The sequence below is a fragment of the Pigmentiphaga sp. genome (assembly GCF_019689535.1).
Classification (GTDB): Bacteria; Pseudomonadota; Gammaproteobacteria; order Burkholderiales; family Burkholderiaceae_B; genus Pigmentiphaga.
In genome coordinates this window covers 1-16,955 of record NZ_JADGHH010000068.1, presented here as the reverse complement: position 1 = coordinate 16,955, position 16,955 = coordinate 1, and the positions used below count along the sequence as shown (strand labels likewise).

General features: G+C 65.5%; 12 protein-coding genes. 9 read left to right on the top strand and 3 right to left on the bottom strand.

Going from position 1 to position 16,955, the window contains the following annotated elements:
* Positions 1 to 254: 254 nt before the first annotated feature.
* From IRZ12_RS08035 to IRZ12_RS08015, 5 genes are all read left to right on the top strand, one after another.
* Positions 255 to 584: a hypothetical protein gene (locus IRZ12_RS08035; protein WP_296466861.1), complete on the top strand. Its 330-nt coding sequence runs from the start codon at positions 255 to 257 to the stop codon at positions 582 to 584.
* 87 nt (positions 585 to 671) lie between these two features.
* On the top strand, positions 672 to 1,919 hold the full coding sequence (locus IRZ12_RS08030) for a TolC family protein (protein WP_296466857.1): 1,248 nt from the start codon (positions 672 to 674) through the stop codon (positions 1,917 to 1,919).
* The gene (locus IRZ12_RS08025; protein ID WP_296466852.1) at positions 1,916 to 3,064 is read left to right on the top strand and encodes an efflux RND transporter periplasmic adaptor subunit; all 1,149 of its coding nucleotides are present in this window, start codon (positions 1,916 to 1,918) and stop codon (positions 3,062 to 3,064) included. The genes IRZ12_RS08030 and IRZ12_RS08025 overlap by 4 nt, the downstream gene beginning before the upstream one ends.
* 5 nt (positions 3,065 to 3,069) lie before the next feature.
* Positions 3,070 to 6,171 carry a CusA/CzcA family heavy metal efflux RND transporter gene (locus tag IRZ12_RS08020; RefSeq protein WP_296466848.1) on the top strand — a complete coding sequence of 1,034 codons (3,102 nt, stop codon included), beginning with the start codon at positions 3,070 to 3,072 and terminating at the stop codon, positions 6,169 to 6,171.
* A gap of 60 nt (positions 6,172 to 6,231) precedes the next feature.
* Positions 6,232 to 6,576 (top strand): P-II family nitrogen regulator, encoded by a 345-nt coding sequence (locus IRZ12_RS08015; RefSeq protein ID WP_296466845.1) that lies wholly within the window; start codon positions 6,232 to 6,234, stop codon positions 6,574 to 6,576.
* Here the strand turns inward: IRZ12_RS08015 and IRZ12_RS08010 are convergent.
* A complete protein-coding gene (locus tag IRZ12_RS08010) occupies positions 6,552 to 7,046 on the bottom strand; it encodes a dihydrofolate reductase (RefSeq protein WP_296466864.1) in 495 nt (164 codons plus the stop codon). The genes IRZ12_RS08015 and IRZ12_RS08010 overlap by 25 nt on opposite strands.
* Before the next feature lie 213 nt (positions 7,047 to 7,259).
* Between IRZ12_RS08010 and IRZ12_RS08005 the strand changes: the two genes are divergently transcribed.
* On the top strand, positions 7,260 to 7,928 hold the full coding sequence (locus IRZ12_RS08005) for a dienelactone hydrolase family protein (protein ID WP_296466842.1): 669 nt from the start codon (positions 7,260 to 7,262) through the stop codon (positions 7,926 to 7,928).
* Between the two features lie 68 nt (positions 7,929 to 7,996).
* Here IRZ12_RS08005 and IRZ12_RS08000 read toward each other — a convergent pair whose 3' ends face one another.
* The gene (locus tag IRZ12_RS08000; protein ID WP_296466839.1) at positions 7,997 to 8,968 is read right to left on the bottom strand and encodes a thymidylate synthase; all 972 of its coding nucleotides are present in this window, start codon (positions 8,966 to 8,968) and stop codon (positions 7,997 to 7,999) included.
* 206 nt (positions 8,969 to 9,174) lie between these two features.
* On the opposite strand from IRZ12_RS08000, the gene yccS reads away from it, so the two are divergent.
* Positions 9,175 to 11,394: a YccS family putative transporter gene (yccS, locus tag IRZ12_RS07995; RefSeq protein WP_296466835.1), complete on the top strand. Its 2,220-nt coding sequence runs from the start codon at positions 9,175 to 9,177 to the stop codon at positions 11,392 to 11,394.
* A 107-nt stretch (positions 11,395 to 11,501) separates the two neighbouring features.
* Here yccS and IRZ12_RS07990 read toward each other — a convergent pair whose 3' ends face one another.
* Positions 11,502 to 13,088 carry a gamma-glutamyltransferase family protein gene (locus IRZ12_RS07990; protein WP_296466832.1) on the bottom strand — a complete coding sequence of 529 codons (1,587 nt, stop codon included), beginning with the start codon at positions 13,086 to 13,088 and terminating at the stop codon, positions 11,502 to 11,504.
* A gap of 115 nt (positions 13,089 to 13,203) precedes the next feature.
* Here IRZ12_RS07990 and IRZ12_RS07985 point away from each other — a divergent pair, with 115 nt between their 5' ends.
* Entirely contained in the window at positions 13,204 to 15,042 is a 1,839-nt protein-coding gene (locus tag IRZ12_RS07985) for a clostripain-related cysteine peptidase (protein ID WP_296466830.1), read from the top strand.
* A gap of 128 nt (positions 15,043 to 15,170) precedes the next feature.
* Positions 15,171 to 16,844, top strand: coding sequence for an energy-dependent translational throttle protein EttA (gene ettA / locus IRZ12_RS07980; protein ID WP_296466827.1), 1,674 nt, complete (start codon positions 15,171 to 15,173; stop codon positions 16,842 to 16,844).
* Positions 16,845 to 16,955 lie beyond the last annotated feature (111 nt).

The following is a 16,955-nucleotide window of genomic DNA, read 5'->3' as shown; positions in this document are numbered from 1 at the left end:
CTAGAGGCAAGGGTCAATGGCCCGGCGGCCCGCAATGGGCGCGAATTGCAAAAAGCCCCGCAGCGCCTAAAATGCTGCACATGCGTCATCGGCTCCTGCTTCTTTTTCTGCTGCTTTTGCCCCTCCAATGGGTGTGGGCGGGCGCTGCGGCATGCCGTCATGAAGCCGGCGCTGCGACCAGCCAGGCGCAGAGTTGGGCCACTGGCGAGGCGCCGGCGAACGTCCCGTGGACGGCCGGCGCGAATGCTGCGGCCGTGGCACTTTCTTTCTTGGATGCGGCGCCCGTTGCCGCGATGCCGGCGCTGCCGGGATGGGAGTTCGAGCTCTACGAGGAATTCGAGGTCGTCGAGCAAATTTCCCAGCCCGATTGGAGCGACGTTGCCATCGACACCTTTTCCTGCCGGCGTGCAGCTAATGAACAATTGCCGTCTGCGCCGCCGCCCGATCCCCACGAATTCGATCTTCCCCTGTGCCTGGTCGTGGTCGCGCCTTCGCTGTCCGACGCGCGGGCCTGCGCGGTCCCGCTGCAGCCTGAATCGGCGCCGGTATTCCGGCACGACCGGCCACCGTCACTGACGGCTTGATCTCCCGTTTCCGCCCGCGGCGCCGTGGCTGCCGCGGGTGCTTGGCCGGTGGCCTTGGGCCGCCGCGCGTTCCCATTCTTGAAGATCATGAAATCCGTCACACTCGTCGTTTTATCCGTGTGGCTGGCCAGCGTATGTCAGCTCGCGGCGGCCGCGCCGCAGCCCTATACGCTCGACCAGCTGCTGGCTCTCGCCTTGCAGGGCAACAAGGGCGTCGATGCCGCGGCCGCGGGCGTCGATGCCGCCCGGGCCGGCATTACGAGCGCCGAAGCCTATCCCAATCCCGAAGCCGAATTCACGACTGGCCGCGTATCGGCGCGGCAGCCTGGCGCCGGCACCGGCATCGGGCAGACGCTATCGATCACCCAGCGGATCGACCTTCCCGTCCAACGCGCGTTGCGCCGCGAGCTTGCGACCGGAGCCCTGCGCGCCGCGACCGCGGAGCAGGAGCTGTTCGTGGCCCGGTTGGTGGCCCAGGTCAAGCGCGGGTTCTACGAGACGCTCCGCCGCGAGGCCGAATTCGCCGCGGCCCAGGAAGACCTCGCGCTGACGCAACAACTCTATGATCGCGCGCAGGTGCGCGTGGACGTGGGCGATTCGCCCAAGTACGAAGCCATCCGGGTCGCAGCGGAATTGCTCAACGCGCAGAAGAACAGCCAGAGCGCGCTATTGCGCGTGAACCAGGCCAAGTCGTTATTGCGGCAGCAGGTGGGAGGCATCCTGCCGGCCAGTTTCTCCGTGCAGGGGGATTTGGGCGCACTGCCGGCGCTCGAGCCCCTTGAGACGCTGCGCAGCGTGATGCTGGCGAGTAACCCGGAACTCATCCAATTGCGGGCCGAGCTCGACCGCGCCCGCGCAGCGCTGGAGTACGAACGCGCCCTGCGCTGGCCCTCCGTCGCGCTGAAAGCCACGTCCAGCAGGGATCCGGAGGTGCGCGATACCCAGGTCGGCGTCGTATTGAGCGTGCCGCTGTGGGACCGCCGTCGCGGCCCGATCGACGAGGCGGCAGCAATGGTCAACCGCGTGCGGAGCCTGCTCGAGGCGCGCGAGTTCGAGCTGACGCAGCAATTGGATGCGGCCTACCAGCAGTATCAGATCGCGGCATCGCAGGTCGAGGCGCTGCAGTCGGGCATCATGCGGCAGGCGGAGGCGGCGTTGCGCGTGGCCGAAGCCGCCTATCGATATGGCGAGCGGGGCATCATCGATTACCTCGATGCCCAGCGCGTGCTGCGCACGGCCCGCAACGACCTCATCGCCGCCCAGTTCGATCTGCAAGTCGCTGCCATAGAGATAGAGCGGCTGCTCGCCAATTCTTCCGCAGGTAGTTCATCATGATCCAGCGTTTTTCTCCTACCGTTGCATTGCTCGCGCTGTGCCTGGCATTGGGTGCCTGCGGCAAGAAGCCCGAGCCGGCAGGCGCCCCCCAAGAGCGCATCGATCCCAACATCGTCGTCGCCGACCAGGCCATGATGGCCCGGATCAAGGTTGCACCGGCAAGCGTCGAGCCATTCAGCGAAGTGCTGCGCGTGGCGGGGCGCATCGATTTCGACCGCCAGCGCATGGCGCGCATCGGCGCTTCCGTGACGGGGCGCGTGACGGACATCACGACCATGCTCGGCGCGAACGTCAAGCCCGGCGATGTCTTGGCCCGCTTGCACAGCACGGAACTTGGCAGCGCGCAGCTGGCCTACCTGAAAGCGAAGGCGCAGTCCGAGCTGCAGGAGAATGCGCGCGAACGCGCGCGGTTGCTGTTCGCCGCCGACGTGATCGGCAAGGCCGAATTGCAGCGTCGCGAAAACGAGTACGCCGTGGCTGCCGCCGAGCTCCGCGCGGCTTACGACCAGCTCAGTGTCCTAGGCATGTCGCGGGCGGCCATCGAGCGCATGGGCAGGACGGGGGAGATCAGTTCCTTTTCCCCGGTCGTCTCAACGTTGCACGGAACCGTCGTCGAGCTGAAGGTCGCGCCGGGACAGGTCGTGCAACCGGCCGACGCCCTGTTCACCGTAGCGGACCTGTCCAAGGTCTGGGCCGTGGCCGATGTTCCCGAACAGCAGGCGGACCTGGTCGCCGAAGGCCAGACGGTCGACATCGAGGTGCCCGCGCTCGGCAACCGCCGGATCCAAGGGCAATTGATTTATGTGGGCCAGGTCGTCAATCCTTCCACCCGGACAGTCCGCGTCCATACCTCCATCGACAATGCGGACGGCCGCCTCAAGCCTGCCATGCTGGCGACGATGCTGATCACGAGCCGGCCCACCGAACAGCTCGTGATCCCGGCCTCCGCCATCGTGCGTTACGACAACGAAGACTTGGTCTACGTCGAGATCGCGCCTGGTCGCTATCGTGCGACCCAGGTGCAGCTGGGCGGGACGTACCACGACAGGCGCGCCGTCGTGTCGGGCCTGAAAGCCGGCGATCGCGTGGTGATCGAAGGCGCATTCCATCTCAATAACCAGCGCATCGGCGTCGAAGTGGAGTAACCGCGATGCTAGAGAACCTCGTACGCGCTGCCTTGCGGCAGCGCCTGATCGTGGTCGTGCTCGCGGCGGTTGCGCTGGCTTTCGGCTTGGACGCCGTGCGCAAGTTGTCGGTCGACGCATTTCCCGATGTCACGAACATCCAGGTGCAAATCGCCACCGATGCGCCCGGCCGCTCTCCCGAGGAGGTCGAGCGCTTCGTGACCGTGCCCATCGAGATCGCGATGACCGGGTTGCCCGGCCTGGAGGAAATGCGGTCCTTGAATAAGCCGGGACTCTCGCTCATCACGCTGGTCTTCACGGATTCGACCGACGTGTACTTTGCACGGCAACTGGTGATGGAGCGCCTGATCGAGATCGGCTCGCGCATGCCGGCCGGCGTCACGCCCGTGCTGGGGCCGGTCTCCACCGGGCTGGGGGAGGTGTATCAATACACGCTGGACCGGCCGGACGACGGCGACCGCGAGCTGACTCCCAAGGAACTGACGGAGCGGCGCATCGTGCAAGATTGGGTGGTCAGGCCCTTGCTGCGCTCCATCCCGCAAGTCGCCGAGATCAACTCGCAGGGCGGCTACGTGAAGCAGTACCAGGTGCTCGTCCACCCGGACCGCATGAGCCACTACGGCGTGACGCTGCAGCAGGTGTACCAGGCGCTTGCGCGGAACAACGCCAATTCGGGCGGCGGCATCCTCCCGCACTATGCCGAGCAGTATCTGATCCGCGGCGTGGGCCTGATCGAGAGCCTGGAAGACATCGCCAACATCGTGCTGGCCGAGTCCAACGGCACGCCAATCTACATGCGCGACGTGGCCGAGGTCACCATGGGTCACGCCGTGCGCTACGGCGCGGTGATCAAGAACGGCGTGACCGAGGCGGTCGGCGGAATCGTCATGATGATGCGCGGGGGGAACGCGAAAGAGGTCGTCGAGCGCATCAAGCAGCGGGTGCATGAGATCAATACGCAAGGGATGCTGCCGGACGGCCTGCAGATCGTGCCCTACTACGATCGCAGCGAGCTCGTCGATGCGGCCCTGTGGACCGTGGCCAAGGTGCTGCTGGAAGGCGTGGTCCTGGTCGTCTTGGTCCTGTTCCTGTTCCTGGGCGACGTGCGCTCTTCCCTGATCGTCGTGGCGACCTTGGTCCTGACGCCGCTGTTGACGTTCTTTGCGATGAACCGGCTCGGCATTTCCGCCAACCTGATGTCGCTCGGCGGCCTGGCGATCGCCATCGGCCTGATCGTCGACGGTTCCGTCGTGGTCGTGGAAAACGCATTCGCCCATCTCGGCCATGCCAGGGACAGCGGCGAAAGCAAGGCGCGGATCGTGCTCAAGGCCGTGGCCGAAGTGGCGACGCCGGTGGTCTTCGGCATCGGGGTCATCATTCTCGTGTTCCTGCCGCTGATGACGCTGCAGGGCATGGAGGGCAAGATGTTCGCGCCGCTTGCCTACACCATTGCCATTGCGCTGGCGATTTCGCTGGTGCTGTGCCTGACGCTTTCGCCCGTGCTTTCGTCGTATCTGCTCAAGGGCGGCGCAGAGCACGATACGCGCGTCATCGCTTTCCTGAAGCGCCATTACCTGCGCATGCTGGACTGGGTCCTGCGCAATGCCAAGAAGACCGTGGCGATGGCCGTGCTGGCGTTCGCCGCCTCGGTCGCCATGCTGCCTTTGCTGGGCACCTCGTTCATTCCTGAAATGCAGGAAGGCTCGATCGTGCCGGCCATCAACCGCGTGCCCAATATCTCGCTGGAAGAGTCCATCGAGCTGGAAAAACAGGCGATGCGGCTCATCATGGAGGTGCCGGGGGTCAGATTGGCGGTTTCCAATGTCGGGCGGGGCGAGAGCCCAGCCGATCCCCAGGCCCAGAACGAGTCCACGCCCATCGTCAGCCTGAAGCCGCGCGATGAGTGGCCCGACGGCTGGACGCAGGACACCATTGCGGAAGAAATACGCAAGCGCCTGGCCGTGATCCCGAGCGCGCAAGTCGTCATGGCCCAGCCGATCTCGGACCGGGTGGACGAGATGGTGACGGGCGTGCGGTCGGACGTCGCGGTCAAAGTGTTCGGCGAAGACCTCGACCGCTTGCTGCAGAAGGCGCAGCAGATCGCGCGCGTGGCCGAAACGGTGCCCGGGGCGCGCGACGTACGCGTGGAACGGGTCAGTGGACAGCAATACCTGACGATCAACATCGACCGGCAGGCCATTGCCCGATACGGGCTCAATGTTTCCGACGTGCACGACGTGATCGAGGTCGCGATCGCCGGCAAGGTGGCGACCGAGATCTTCGAAGGCGAGCGGCGGTTCACCGCAGCGGTGCGCTTGCCCGAGGCGTTCCGCGGCAGCGTGGCCGACATCCGGCAGATCCTGCTGACCACGCCGCACGGCGTGCGGGTGCCGCTGGAAAGCCTGGCCAAGATCGAAGTGCGCGACGGGCCCGCTCAGATCAGCCGCGAAGGCGGCAAGCGCCGGGTCGTGGTCGCCATCAACGTCCAGGACCGCGACCTGGGCGGGTTCGTGGCCGAGCTGCAGCAAGCCGTCCAGGAAAAGGTTACTTTGCCGCCCGGCTACTACCTGGAGTGGGGCGGACAGTTCCAGAACATGGAGCGCGCGCTGGGCCACCTCGCGCTCATCGTTCCCGTCACCGTGGCGGCGATTTTCTTCCTGCTGTTCCTGCTCTTCAATTCCGTCCGGTATGCGACCCTGATCATCACCGTGCTGCCGTTCGCCTCCATCGGCGGCATCATCGGCTTGTTCGTCACGGGCGAGTACCTGTCGGTCCCTGCCTCGGTCGGCTTCATCGCGCTGTGGGGCATTGCGGTGCTGAACGGCGTAGTGATGGTGTCCTACATACGCAAGCTGCGGATGGAAGGCCAATCGCTGGCTGAAGCCGTGGTGCAGGGTGCGACGATGCGTTTCCGCCCGGTCATGATGACGGCGACCGTCGCCATGCTGGGGCTCGTGCCCTTCCTATTTGCGACCGGGCCGGGCTCGGAGGTCCAGCGCCCGCTCGCGGTCGTGGTGATCGGCGGGCTCATTACTTGCACGCTGCTGACCTTGCTGGTGTTGCCCACCTTATACCGGTGGTTCGACGAAGAAGCGCCGGAGGCGTGAGGGAGTGTCCCGGCGCTATTGCCGGGACTCCCATCACCGGGTTGGATGAAGGAGATCCGAATGAAAGAAATCAAGGCCGTGATACGTCCGACCCGCCTCGATGACGTGCGGGCCGCATTGATGAAAACGCCGGGATTTCCCGGCATGACCGTATCGCACGTGGAAGGCTGCAGTGCGCCCGCCCGCCACCAGCCGCAGAACCTGAAGGAAGAGCTGCTGGACTTTGCGCCCAAGGTCCGGATAGAGATCGTGGCGGCGGACGAGCACGCAGGCGCCCTATACGAAACGATCCGCCAGGCCGCGAGCACGGGACACGTGGGCGACGGCCTGGTCTGGATGAGCGACGTTGGCCGTTGCAGTTTCCTCTGGCACCCGGACGATCAGCTCACGCCCACGCGTTCGTAAGTGACGAAGTCGTAGGCCAGCCCGTCTTCCGGCGGTTGCGGCTCGCGCGCCGTTTCGCGCCACTGGCCCGCCGGAAGCGAGGGGAAATAGGCGTCTCCTGGCACTTCGGCATGGATTTCGGTCGCGATGATGCGGTCCGCGCGGTCAAGCGCAGCGGCGTAAACCTGTGCGCCGCCGATGACATAGATCCGCTCGGCCGTACCCGCCGCAGCGATGGCCTGGTCCAGGGTCCGCACGACCGTCGCGCCTTCGGCGGAGTAGTCCGCGTCGCGGGTGAGCACGATGTTCTGCCTGCCAGGCAAAGGCCTTCCCAGGGATTCCCAAGTCTTGCGCCCCATGATGATGGGGTGGCCGAGGGTGGTGCGCTTGAAGTGGGCGAGATCGCCGCGCAGGCGCCAGGGCAGGGCGTTGTCGCGCCCGATGACGCGGTTGGCGGCGTAGGCGACGATGAGGATGAGCGGTGCGGGCATCGAATGAGGCATGACGGAGGAGGTCGCATTCAAGCCCGCAATCTAGCACGAACGGGGGAGCGGCCGCCCCGACGTCTCTCCTGGCGGGACGTAGGGCTGCCAGGAGGCTCATTTTCTGATACAACCTAGAGGCTTGGCCCCGTCCGTCGAAGGCGGGCCGCACCAAAGGATAGTCATCCATCCAATATCACATCATCAATAGACAAGGGAACCATGGGAACCAAGATCAACTTGACCGCTTCCGACGGCGTCACTATCTCCGCCTACCGTGCAGACCCCGTCGGCAAGCCGCGCGGCGGGCTGGTCGTATGCCAGGAGATCTTCGGCGTCAATCCGCACATCCGTAGCGTTTGCGACCGCTATGCGCAGGAAGGTTATCTCGCCGTGGCGCCGGCGTTCTTCGACCGTGTCCAGGCCGACGTGGAACTGGGCTACGAGCCCGACGACATCAACAAGGGCAAGGAGTTCATGCAGAAAATCTCCATCGATACCGCCCTCAAGGATGTCGCGGCTGCCATCGCCGTCGCCAGCGAGGCCGGCAAGGTCGGCATCGTCGGCTATTGCTGGGGAGGCACGATTGCATGGGCCGCTGCAGGCAGCCTGGATGGCCTGTCGGCGTCCATTCCGTACTACGGCGGCGGCATCGCGGGCATCGCCGATCGCAAGCCGCGCATTCCCACCATGGCGCACTTCGGCGAAAAGGATCACTCCATCCCGATGAGCGACGTGGAGAAAGTGCGTGCGGCACAACCGGACGTCATCGTCCACACTTACCCGGCTGGCCACGGCTTCAACTGCGACATGCGCGGGTCGTACGACAAGCCGAGCGCGGATCTCGCGCTTTCGCGCACGCTCGAATTCCTGCGCAAGCACGTAGGCTGACGATCGAACGCCGGGGCGTTTCGCCCCGGGTCCCGCAACGGAGCCGCGCCTGCCGCGAGCTCCGTTTTTTACACCGCCATGGGCGCCGTCAAGGGCGGGTGATGCTCATAGCCCACGAGGGAAAAGTCCCCGGGCTCGACGCGCTCCAGCCATTCCGGTTCGTATTTGCCCGTCACGGCGTAGTCAGGAATCCTGTCCGAAAGCGCCAGCTGCGGCAGCGGGAAGGGCTTGCGCGTCAATTGTTCGCGCAGCATGGGCAAATGGGTCTCGTAGATGTGGGCGTCGCCGATGAAGTAGCTGAACCAGCGCGGCGTGTATCCGGTTAGCCGGCCTACGAGATGCAGCAGCGCGGCGCCTTCGGCAAGGTTGAACGGCGTGCCCAGCCCCACGTCGTTGGACCGTATGTACAGGCACAGCGAGATTTCGCGGGTCGAGGCGTTGGGCAGGAACTGGTATAGCAGATGGCAAGGCGGCAGCGCCATTTCCTCGATCTGCGCCCAGTTCCAGCCATGGAACAAGATGCGGCGATCCGAGGGATTGCTGTGTATGGTGTCCAGGCATTGGCGCAGTTGGTCGACGGCCTTGTACAGCAGTACCTTGCGCTCGCCGCCTTCATCGAACTCGGTCACCCGGGCATATCCGCGCGACAGCGCGTCTTGCACCTGCGCCGCGCGCGAGGCGGGCAGCACCTTGTATGCGGGCCAGCGGCGCCATTGCACGCCATACACGGGGCCCAGGTCGTCCTCGCCTTCGCGGTAGGGATTGGCCCGCCATTGGGCGTTCTCATTGGCGTTCTGGTCCCAGACCTTGCAACCAAGGGCCCGGAAGTCGGCGGCACTGCGCGCGCCGCGCAAGAAACCGACGAGCTCGCCGATGGCAGACTTGAACGCCAGCTTCTTGGTGGTGACGGCCGGAAAACCCTGCTGCAGGTCGAAGCGCAAGGCCGCCCCTGGCATGCTCAAGGTGCGTATGCCTGTCCGGTTCGATTGCCATGAGCCCGTGTCGAGAATGGCTTGGACGAGGTCGAGATATTGTTTCATGGGCCTGGGGAGGAAACTTGAGCGTACAGGGGACGGCGGCGCAGCGGACCTGCCGAGCCCGGCCGGCCCCATTCGATTATCGCACGCGTGGCGGGCAGTCCCCTGCCACCTCCGAAGGGCAAGCGCACCGGGCTCGTTGCGCGCGCGGCACGCCGGCACGCCTCCTGCATGCGATAGTTACGGTTGTTCCTTCCCCGCCCTATTCCATGCGTTTCGCCTCTTTATTCCATACCCTGCGGCGCCTGTGGGCGCACGATACCTTCGTCTATAGCCTTCGGGTTTTCATCGCACTGGCGTGCGTCATGGGCGTGTGCTGGGGCACGGACCGCATGGACCTGGTCATTCCCGCGTTTCTGGGCGTGATTGCGTCGGCGCTGGCCGAAACGGACGACAACTGGCGGGGCCGGCTGCTGGCCCAACTGGTAACGCTCGTTTTTTTCGGGGTCGCGGCCGTTTCGGTCAAAGCCTTGTTTCCCTACCCGTGGCTGTTCCTGCTGGGGATGGCGCTCTCTACGTTCTGGCTGACCATGCTCGGCGCGATCGGGGAGCGCTACCGGGCCATGGGGTACGCCACGTTGATCCTGGCGATCTACACCACGATCGGCGTGGAACAAAGCCAGGGTGCGGGCGGGTTCTGGCGGGAGCCGGCGTTGCTGATGGCTGGCGCGACATGGTATGGCGTGCTATCGGTGTTGTGGTCGGCCCTATTTGCCCACCAGCCGGTGCAGCAGCGCCTGGCCGGCTTGTACAACGTGCTGGGCGATTACCTGGTGCTGAAAGCCTCGCTGTTCGAGCCCGTGCGGGGCATAGACGTGGAGGCGCGGCGCCTGGAGCTGGCGCAGCTCAATAGCCGGGTGGTGGCAGCCCTGAATGCGGCCAAGGAGAGCCTGTTCAGCCGCCTTGGACGCAGCCGCCCGGGCCGCAAGACGACGCGTTACCTGCGCCTTTATTTCATCGCCCAAGACGTGCATGAGCGCGCCAGCTCCTCGCATTATCCATACAACGAGCTGGCCGACGTGTTTTTCCACAGCGACATCATGTTCCGCTGCCAGCGCTTGCTGGGCCTGCAAGGGCAGGCGTGCCGCCGGCTGGCGCGGGCCATACGCATGCAGCAGCCGTTCGAGGTCGGTGATGAGATGCGGCAGGCCAAAGCGGACCTGGATGCCTCGCTCGACTTCCTGCGCAGCCAGAACCGGCCGGAGTGGGCGAGGCTCCTGCGCTCGGTGAACGCCCTGTCGGCCAACCTGGCCGAGCTGGATAGGCGTCTTGGCAGTGCAAGCAATCCCGACAATCTCGATGAACAGCAGCAGGACAACAGCTTGTTCGACCGGTCGCCGCAGTCTTTCGGGGAGGCGGTCGATCGCGTGCGCGTGCAATTGACGCCGAGCGCTCCCGTATTCCGCTATGCCGTGAGGCTGACCGCCGCGATGGCGGCCGGCTACGGCATGCTGCACCTGGTCCATCCCGAGCAAGGTTACTGGATCGTGCTGACCGCGCTATTCGTCTGCGCGCCCAGTTATGGCGCGACGCGTACGCGACTGGTGCAGCGCGTGCTCGGCACGGTGCTCGGGTTGGCGCTGGGATGGGTGCTGTTCAAGTTGTTCACGAGCCTGTTCGTGCAGGCCTTGTTCGCGGTGTTGGCAGGGGTCGTGTTTTTTGCGACGCGCACGACCCGGTACACGGTGGGTACCGCGGCCATTACGGTGCTGGTATTGCTGTGCTTCAACCAGATCGGCAACGGCTACGACTTATTCGTGCCGCGCTTGGTCGATACCTTGATCGGCGCGGCGATCGCGGGCATTGCGGTGCTGGTGGTGTTGCCCGACTGGCAAGGGCGCAGGCTGAACCAGGTGGCGGCCAATGCGCTGGCGGCCAGCAGCAAGTATCTGCGCGAGATCATGATCCAGTACGAGGTCGGCAAGCGGGACGACCTGGCGTATCGGCTGGCGCGGCGCAATGCGCATAACGCCGATGCCGCGTTTTCGATGGCGGTCTCGAACATGCTCTCCGAGCCGGGGCATTTCCGGCGCGAGGCGGATGCCGCGCTGCGGTTCCTGACGTTGTCCCATACGCTGCTGAATTATTTGTCCGGCCTCGGCGCGCATCGGGAAATGTTGGCGGATCACGCGAGCGATGCCGAGATCTCTCGCTTGACGATGGGCGTGATCCGCGCGCTGGACAGCATTGCAGCGGGCCTGGCGAACCGCGCGCCCCTCGAGGCGAGCGACCCCGAAGACGAAGCCTTGGCGAAGACCTTGGAGTTGTCGCCGGATGACGACGTCGACGACGGCCATCGGCTGGTGCTGACGCAATTGGCGTTGATCGGCGGATTGCTGGGCCCTTTGCGGAAGGCGGCCAGCCGGCTCGTCAAGCAAGAGTCGCGGCAGGAAGAAAAGGGCGAAGGCGGGGCCGTCGCGGCGGTTTGAGGCTCCCTCGCCCTGGCTTTCCCGCCGGCTGCGATGCCCTCGGCGGCTCCGAATGCCCCAGGCAGGCCCGTGCGCCTGCCGGGCCGCGCCAGGGCGAGGAAGCGGCTTCAGTAGCCGACGGCTTGGCCGTCCCGCCGCGAGTCGGAGGCTGCGATGTAGCCGTCCTCGCTGCGATAAATCAGCTGCGCCGTGCCGAAATCCAGGCTTTGCGGCTCGGATACCTCCACGACATGCCCGAGCCTGCGCAGGCCCTCGACCACCGCTGCCGGGGTGTGCGACTCCACGCGGACCACGCCTTCGTCCACCCGGAAGCGGGGCGCGTCGCTCATTGCCTGCGGGTTTTGCTTGTAGGCGCCCAGGCGCACCATCATCTGCACGTGCCCCTGCGCCTGCATCGACCCGCCCATCACCCCGAACGCCATGACGGGCCGGCCGTCACGCGTGACGAAACCGGGAATGATGGTATGCATCGGCTTCTTGGAGGGGCCGACGCAGTTCACGTGTCCGGGCTGCAGGTTGAACCCGATGCCTCGGTTGTGCAGGGAAATGCCGGTGCCCGGCACGACGATGCCCGAGCCGAACCCCTGGAAGTTGGACTGGATGAACGACACCATCATGCCGTCTTGGTCTGCCGCGGCCAGGTACACCGTGCCGCCGACCTTGGGCGTGCCGGCGGTAGGCGCGTTCGCGCGGGCGGGATCGATCAGCGCCGCGCGCTGGGCGAGGTAGGCGGGATCGAGCAGCTCCTGCGGGGTGACGCGCATGGCAGCCGGGTCGGCGATGTGTTCGTGCAAGTCGGAGAAGGCGAGCTTCATCGCCTCGATCGTCGCGTGGTACATGGCCGGACTGTCCAGGCCCATGCCCTCGAGGTCGACGTGTTCCAGCATGCCAAGGGCGGCAAGCGCTGCAATGCCCTGCCCGCTGGGAGGAATCTCGTGCAAGGTGTAATCGCGGAATCGTTGGCTCAGGGGCTCTACCCACTGCGCCTCGTGCGCGGCGAGGTCCGCGAGGGTGATCGCGCCTCCCGTGCGGCGGGCGAAGTCGACGATCTGCTGGGCCAGTGCGCCGCGATAAAAACTCTCGCCCTTGGTCTGGGCGATGCTTTGCAGCGTGTCGGCCTGCTCGGGAAAGCGCCAGCGTTCGCCTGCCTGCGGCGCGCGGCCGCCCCGGAAGAAAGCCTCCGCGAAGCCGGGCTGGCCGGCCAGCTTAGGCGCCTGGCGCGCCCACAGCCGGGCAATTTGCGGCGTGACCTGGAAGCCTTGGCGGGCGTAGTGCAGGGCCGGCTCGAACAGCCGTTCGAAGGGCAATTTGCCGAAGCGCTCGGATAGCGCCCGCCATCCGGCAACCTGGCCGGGTACGGTGACGGCGTCCCAGCCGGTGGAGGGGATGGCCGTCTTGCCACGGAAATGCTCCAAGGTCCAGGCGGCCGGGGAGCGCCCGCTGGAGTTCAGGCCATGCAGCCTTCCCTCATGCCAGACCAGCGCGAACATGTCGCCGCCTATGCCGTTCATGACCGGCTCGACCACGGTCAGCGCGATGGCGCAGGCGAGCGCCGCATCCACGGCATTGCCGCCCTCGTACAGCATGCGCAGGCCCGCCTGGGCGGCGAGCGGCTGGCTGGTGGCGACGGCGTTGTCGGCCAGGACAGGCATCTTCTGCGACGGATAGGGGAAGTTCCAGTCGAAAGGGAGCATGACGGTCGGACTTGGTGGATCAGGATCCCAGAGCATACCAAGACGGCTGGGGCGACAGCCCCTTGCGCAGGCGCGCCGCCCTACGCGTCCCCCGCCGGCTTGCGCCGGTATCCTGTTGCGCCTTTTCGCCGTTTTTTCCTTGCTCCTGGCGCTTGCCTCGTGCGGGGGCGGTTCCGGGGCGGTCCAGGCGGAAGCCGAAACGACCGTCCTGGTCTACGTCATCGCCACCGACCTCGAAGAAGGCGGAGGCGAAGCGTCGGCAAACCTCGCAGAAATGCAGAGCGTGGCGCCCAACGAAAAGGTCAACCTGGTGCTCGCCACCGGCGGCGCGCGCAAAGACGGATGGAGGACGTTGCAGCGCAAGCGGGTGCTCGGTTCGCGCATCGAGCTGCTCGAGGACCTCGGCCCGCGGGACATGGGGCAGGCCTCGACCCTTCAAGATTTCATCGAGTGGGGAGTGAAAGCCTATCCCGCCAAGCGGTACATGCTGGTCCTCTGGGACCACGGCGGCGGGCCCAACGCCGGCGTGGGGCCGGATTCCACGACCGGCTCGGTGCTGTCCTTGCCCATGTTGACGCAGGCCATCTCCAATGCCCGCGCCCAGACCGGCGCGCATTTCGACCTGATCGGCTTCGACGCGTGCCTGATGGCTTCGGTGGAAATCGCCAAGGCCCTCTCGCCGCACGCGAACTACATGCTGGCTTCGCAGGAGCTCGAACCCGGCGGCGGATGGGATTGGCGCGCCTTCATGCGGGAACTCACCGCCGATCCGGCCATCGACATCGAGCCCTTCGGCAAGGCCGTGATCGACGGCTACATCGCCAAGCAGGAGAAAGAGGAGCCCAACGGCCAGTCCACCCTCTCGCTTACCGACCTGCGTCGCCTGGGGCCGGTCATGGAGGCGCTCGACGAGATCGGCGGGTACCTGGAGGAACGGCTGCAGGCCGATCCAACGCAGGCCTGGTACGACATCACCATGGCCCGGGCACGCGCCACGGCCTTCTTGTCGCCGCGGCTGATGACAGGCGTGGACCTCGTCGACTTGCTCAGTTTCTTCAGCTGGAGCAGCTTGAACCTGCCAGCCGGCCAATACGAGAAGCTGGAAGCCGCGATGGGGGAGGCCGTGCGCTATGAGCGGCATACCGCCGTCTACCCGCAGCTGTCGGGCCTGACCATGTTCATGCCGCAACGCACGATCCTGAACGACTCCACGATAGAGGCTTATTCCGAATTGGATTTCTCGGTGCCTATGCAGGCATTCGTGGGCGAGTACGTCAAGGTAGGCAGGAACGAGGACCTCGTGCCCCGCCCCGGGCTAGGCCCCTTGATGAAGGAGGGCGAAACCGGCATCCGCGCCACGGTCGCGAACTTCGACTCGATGGTGTACGGCTTCGTGGCGAAGGGTGTGCAGCAGGAAGGGCGGCAGTTCATCATCGCTACCAAGCCTCCCTCGGAAATCACCCGGGACGAGTCCGACCAGCTCGTCATCCGGGATGCGAATGCCGACGAGGGCTGGTTTGCGCTCGGCACCGACCGCAAGGTGCCGGTGGTCATGATCCCGGACGGCGAACGCTACGCCGTCGACGATCCCTATCGGTACATGGTTCCGGTCGTGCTGCAGTCCAAGGAGGATCCCGATGCCGTGGCCGGCGGCCTGCTCTTCGTCCGGTCGGACGAGGAAGGGGTCTTGCGCGCCTATAGCTTCCTGCCGGACATGCTGAATGATTCGCCCACCGTTGCGCGTCCGGACGAGTTGCCCACGGATGCATTGGTCGCCCCCCGCTTGATGGAAGTCGACGCAAACGGCCAGGCCTCCTGGATCTACGATCCGTCGAGCTTCGTCGACCTAGGCGACGATCCCGTGGTCCACCAGAACGTGACGTTCACGGAAGGCACGAACCACATCGGCGTCGAAGACCACCGGGGTTACGTCATCCTCAGCCAACCGAAATAGCCGCAGGCCGGGCCGCAAGCCGGCGGCCCGCGCATGTTTTTCCGGGCGAACCGGCCTACACTGTGGGCTTCGTCAAGCGCCGGCCGCAGGATCGCGGCCGGCGCGTTCTTTCTCGATGTGGTTCACCCATGGCTCAATACGTCTACACCATGAATCGTGTCAGCAAGATCGTGCCGCCCAAGCGGCAGATCTTGCGCGACATCTCGCTGTCGTTCTTCCCGGGCGCCAAGATCGGGGTGCTCGGTCTGAACGGTGCCGGCAAATCGACGCTGCTCAAGATCATGGCCGGCGTCGACAAGGATTTCGAGGGCGAAGCCCGCCCCATGCCCAACCTCACCATCGGTTATCTGCCCCAGGAGCCCCAGCTCGACCCCGAGCACACCGTGCGCCAGGCGGTCGAAGCCGGGCTGGGCGGCGTATTCGCAGCCAAGAAACGCCTGGAAGAGGTTTATGCCGCCTACGCCGAGCCGGACGCCGACTTCGACGCGCTGGCGACCGAGCAGGCCGAGCTCGAGGCCATCATTGCGGCGGGCAGCGGAAGCGGCAGCGATGACATCGAACACCAGCTCGAGGTGGCGGCCGACGCGTTGCGGCTGCCACCCTGGGATGCGGTGGTCGGCCACCTGTCCGGAGGCGAGAAGCGCCGCGTGGCCCTGTGCCGCCTGCTGCTGTCCAAGCCCGACATGCTGCTGCTCGACGAACCCACCAACCACCTCGACGCGGAGAGCGTGGAGTGGCTGGAAGTTTTCCTGCAGAAGTTCCCCGGCACGGTAGTGGCCGTCACCCACGATCGCTATTTCCTGGATAACGCCGCCGAATGGATCCTGGAGCTGGACCGCGGCCACGGCATTCCTTGGAAGGGCAACTACAGTTCCTGGCTGGAGCAGAAGGAGGCCCGCCTCAAGCAGGAGGAGGCGAACGAGTCGGCCCGCCAGAAAACCATCAAGAAGGAACTGGAGTGGGTACGCCAGAATCCCAAGGCGCGCCAGGCCAAGTCCAAGGCGCGCATCGCGCGTTTCGAGGAACTCAGCTCGTACGAATACCAGCGGCGCAACGAGACCTCGGAGATCTTCATCCCGGTTGCCGAGCGGCTGGGCAATGAGGTCATCGAGTTCAAGAACGTCAGCAAGGGGTACGGCGACCGCCTGTTGATCGACAACCTCAGCTTCAAGGTGCCGCCGGGCGCCATCGTCGGCATCATTGGCCCCAACGGCGCCGGCAAGTCCACGCTGTTCCGGATGATTGCGGGCAAGGAGCAGCCCGATAGCGGCGAAATCCTCCGCGGCTCCACCGTCAAGCTGGCCTACGTGGAACAGACGCGTGATGCGCTCGAAGACGCCAAGACCGTCTTCGATGCGGTCGCCGACGGGGCTGACCTGCTGACGGTGGGCCGTTTCGAGATGTCGTCGCGCGCCTACCTGGGGCGCTTCAACTTCAAGGGGGCGGACCAGAACAAGCTGGTGGGCAACCTGTCGGGTGGTGAGCGCGGCCGGCTGCACCTGGCCAAGACGCTGCTGGCCGGCGGCAACCTGCTGCTGCTGGACGAACCGTCCAACGACCTCGACGTGGAAACCCTGCGTGCGCTGGAAGATGCCCTGCTGGAGTTCGCCGGCAGCGTCATGGTGATCAGCCACGACCGCTGGTTCCTGGACCGGATTGCCACGCACATCCTGGCTTTCGAGGGCGATTCGCAGGTCGTGTTCTTCGACGGCAACTACCAGGAATACGAGGCGGACAAGAAACGCCGCCTTGGTGAAGAAGGGGCCAAGCCCAAGCGTGTGCGGTTCAAGCCGCTGAAGTAGTCCTGAAAGGCGGGCCGGCCTGCGGGCCGGCCCACCCTCCGAAGGAGGCTAGCCGTTCAGGCTCAGTCGATCACGAAGTCCAGATACTCGGCGAAGCTGCCGGACCAGGTG